Source organism: Escherichia sp. AM3 (assembly GCF_032029835.1).
Lineage (GTDB): Bacteria > Pseudomonadota > Gammaproteobacteria > Enterobacterales > Enterobacteriaceae > Escherichia > Escherichia coli.
This window is the reverse complement of the sequence record NZ_JAVUPQ010000174.1, coordinates 1-3,086: the sequence shown is the minus strand read 5'-3', so window position 1 is coordinate 3,086 and position 3,086 is coordinate 1. Positions and strand designations below refer to the sequence as shown.

Sequence of the window (3,086 nt, the reverse complement as noted above, 5' to 3'; positions counted from 1 at the left end):
ACTTAATGGTCCATCAACACAAATGTGCCGTAAATTTAATCATGGTGCAGCCGGTCTGTATTGGTTTAACCAGGATTCACTTTCAGAGCAATCTCTCGGGGATTTTTTCAGTTTTTTTGATGCCGCTCCTCATCCTTATGAGTCCTGGTTTCCATGGGTAGAGGCCGTTACAGGACATCATGGTTTTATATTACATTCCCAGGATCAAGATAAGTCGCGTTGGGAAATGCCAGCTTCTCTGGCATCTTATGCTGCGCAAGATAAACAGGCTCGTGAGGAGTGGATATCTGTACTGGAAGCATTATTTTTAACGCCAGCGGGGTTATCTATAAACGATATACCACCTGATTGTTCATCACTGTTAGCAGGTTTTTGCTCGCTTGCTGACTGGTTAGGCTCCTGGACTACAACGAATACCTTTCTGTTTAATGAGGATGCGCCTTCCGACATAAATGCTCTGAGAACGTATTTCCAGGACCGACAGCAGGATGCGAGCCGGGTATTGGAGTTGAGTGGACTTGTATCAAATAAGCGATGTTATGAAGGTGTTCATGCACTACTGGACAATGGCTATCAACCCAGACAATTACAGGTGTTAGTTGATGCTCTTCCAGTAGCTCCCGGGCTGACGGTAATAGAGGCACCTACAGGCTCCGGTAAAACGGAAACAGCGCTGGCCTATGCTTGGAAACTTATTGATCAACAAATTGCGGATAGTGTTATTTTTGCCCTCCCAACACAAGCTACCGCGAATGCTATGCTTACGAGAATGGAAGCGAGCGCGAGCCACTTATTTTCATCCCCAAATCTTATTCTTGCTCATGGCAATTCACGGTTTAACCACCTCTTTCAATCAATAAAATCACGCGCGATTACTGAACAGGGGCAAGAAGAAGCGTGGGTTCAGTGTTGTCAGTGGTTGTCACAAAGCAATAAGAAAGTGTTTCTTGGGCAAATCGGCGTTTGCACGATTGATCAGGTGTTGATATCGGTATTGCCAGTTAAACACCGCTTTATCCGTGGTTTGGGAATTGGTCGAAGTGTTTTAATTGTTGATGAAGTTCATGCTTACGACACCTATATGAACGGCTTGCTGGAGGCAGTGCTCAAGGCTCAGGCTGATGTGGGAGGGAGTGTTATTCTTCTTTCCGCAACCCTACCAATGAAACAAAAACAGAAACTTCTGGATACTTATGGTCTGCATACAGATCCAGTGGAAAATAACTCCGCATATCCACTCATTAACTGGCGAGGTGTGAATGGTGCGCAACGTTTTGATCTGCTAGCTCATCCAGAACAACTCCCGCCCCGCTTTTCGATTCAGCCAGAACCTATTTATTTAGCTGACATGTTACCTGACCTTACGATGTTAGAGCGAATGATCGCAGCGGCAAACGCGGGTGCACAGGCCTGTCTTATTTGCAATTTGGTTGACGTTGCACAAGTATGCTACCAACGGCTAAAGGAGCTAAATAACACGCAAGTAGATATAGATTTGTTTCATGCGCGCTTTACGCTGAACGATCGTCGTGAAAAAGAGAATCGAGTTATTAGCAATTTCGGCAAAAATGGGAAGCGAAATGTTGGACGGATACTTGTCGCAACCCAGGTCGTGGAACAATCACTCGACGTTGATTTTGATTGGTTAATTACTCAGCATTGTCCTGCAGATTTGCTTTTCCAACGATTGGGCCGTTTACATCGCCATCATCGCAAATATCGTCCCGCTGGTTTTGAGATTCCTGTTGCCACCATTTTGCTGCCTGATGGCGAGGGTTACGGACGACATGAGCATATTTATAGCAACGTTAGAGTCATGTGGCGGACGCAGCAACATATTGAGGAGCTTAATGGAGCATCCTTATTTTTCCCTGATGCTTACCGGCAATGGCTGGATAGCATTTACGATGATGCGGAAATGGATGAGCCAGAATGGGTCGGCAATGGCATGGATAAATTTGAAAGCGCCGAGTGTGAAAAAAGGTTCAAGGCTCGCAAGGTCCTGCAGTGGGCTGAAGAATATAGCTTGCAGGATAACGATGAAACCATTCTTGCGGTAACGAGGGATGGGGAAATGAGCCTGCCATTATTGCCTTATGTACAAACGTCTTCAGGTAAACAACTGCTCGATGGCCAGGTCTACGAGGACCTAAGTCATGAACAGCAGTATGAGGCGCTTGCACTTAATCGCGTCAATGTACCCTTCACCTGGAAACGTAGTTTTTCTGAAGTAGTAGATGAAGATGGGTTACTTTGGCTGGAAGGGAAACAGAATCTGGATGGATGGGTCTGGCAGGGTAACAGTATTGTTATTACCTATACAGGGGATGAAGGGATGACCAGAGTCATCCCTGCAAATCCCAAATAACTTCGGGAATGATTGTTATCAATGACGATAATAAGACCAATAACGGTTTATCCCTACTTAAGTAGGGAAGGTGCACAATGTACATCTTCTTTTAATTTCCCGGTATGAGATTTTATATTCACAGTATGAATATTTTATGTAATAAAATTTATGGTAATTATTATAACTAAAAGTTTCTTTAATAATAAAACGAATAACTTGCAGATTTGAAATGCATGCATTATTGTCTTTAAACAATTCAACACATCTTAATATATGTATAGGTTAATTGTATTAAACCAATGAATATATTTTTGCAGTGAATGTGAGTATTGAATTAATTACGCCGTATTTTTTCTTTGTTTTTACCGATAACGGAAGTGTGCCGACGTATAGAAATGCAGGAGAAATGTCGGAGCATATGAAGGAGAACAAATGAATTTGCTTATTGATAACTAGATCCCTGTACGCCCGCGAAACGGGGGGAAAGTCCAAATCATAAATCTGCAATCGCTATACTGCAGTAGAGATCAGTGGCGATTAAGTTTGCCCCGTGACGATATGGAACTGGCCGCTTTAGCACTGCTGGTTTGCATTGGGCAAATTATCGCCCCGGCAAAAGATGACGTTGAATTTCGACATCGCATAATGAATCCGCTCACTGAAGATGAGTTTCAACAACTCATCGCGCCGTGGATAGATATGTTCTACCTTAATCACGCAGAACATCCCTTTATGC

The 3,086-nt window shown here is 43.5% G+C and carries 2 protein-coding genes; both read left to right on the top strand.

Annotated elements, in window-relative coordinates; translation table 11 throughout:
• Positions 1-2,368 (top strand): CRISPR-associated helicase/endonuclease Cas3 (gene cas3, locus RTW80_RS23515; protein ID WP_312720452.1); only part of this gene is annotated, 2,368 nt, incomplete at its 5' end.
• A gap of 438 nt (positions 2,369-2,806) precedes the next feature.
• The coding region (gene casA / locus RTW80_RS23510; protein ID WP_312720455.1) for a type I-E CRISPR-associated protein Cse1/CasA at positions 2,807-3,086 on the top strand (280 nt) is incomplete at its 3' end.